Raw genomic sequence first — 1,051 nt, 5'->3', positions numbered from 1 at the left:
GAGCGCGGGGGCGGCCCCACGTCGGGGACGGGCGCCGGCGTCGTCGTCGCGGCCTGGGTCATGTGTTCTGGTCCTCTCGGTGGTCCGCAGCGGTCGTGACCGGGGCGGCGGTGTGGGAGACGGCGTCCGTGCTCGCGAAGCTGAGCTCGAGGATTCCGTCGATGGTGATGTCGCGACCGACGAGCTCGCCCGTCACGCGGCCCTCTGCCATGACGACGACGCGGTCGCACAGGCCGACGAGTTCCTCGTTGTCCGACGAGATCGCGAGGATCGCGGTGCCCTCCTCCGCGAGGCGGCGGACGATGCGGTGAATCTCGGCACGCGCGCCGACGTCGACGCCGCGCGACGGCTCGTCGAGGATCAGCAGTCGGGGCCGCTCGACGAGCCAGCGCGCGATCGCGACCTTCTGCTGATTCCCTCCCGACAGCGAGCCGACGGGTTGGGAGACGTCCCTGGCCTTCACGGTCATCCGACCGGCGATCTCGATCGCCCGCTTCCGCGCCTCGCGCAAGCGGAGGAGCGGCCACCAGCGCGACGCCCGGAGCGTGCCGACGCTCGCGACGTTGATGTTGAAGTCGATGGAGCGGTCGAGGAAGAGACCCTGGGAGCGGCGCTCCTCCGGTACGAGCCCGATGCCGCGAGCGACGGCGTCGGCGGGTTCGCGGAACGCGACGGGCACGCCGTCGAGCAGGACCTCACCGCTCGCTCGCGGGCGTGAACCGTAGACGGTTCCGGCGAGTTCGGAGCGGCCGGCGCCGACGAGGCCGGCGAGACCGACGACCTCTCCGGCGTGCACACGGAGGGACGCGTCCTTGACGAGTCCACCGTCGCTCACGTCTCGCACGTCGAGCACGGGGGTCCCCGTCGCGGGCGATGTGATGTCGCGGCCGCGCTCGGCGAGCTCGAGGTCGCGACCGACGATCGCCGAGATGAGCTGCGGCTTCGTCATGGGCTCCCCGACGGCGCGGCGGGTGACGGCGCCGTCCTTGAACACGGTGACGTCGTCGCACAGGGCGCTCACCTCGTCGAGGCGGTGGCTCACGAAGACGAC

1 protein-coding gene is annotated in these 1,051 nt (G+C 71.9%); it reads right to left on the bottom strand.

The features are described 5' to 3' along the window. Positions 1–58 precede the first annotated feature (58 nt). On the bottom strand, positions 59–1,051 hold a 993-nt coding region (locus AC4FQ5_RS19570), incomplete at its 5' end, for an ATP-binding cassette domain-containing protein (RefSeq protein WP_491146172.1).

The organism is Chryseobacterium sp. DT-167 (assembly GCF_058310155.1).
This window is presented reverse-complemented; position numbering and strand designations above follow the sequence as displayed.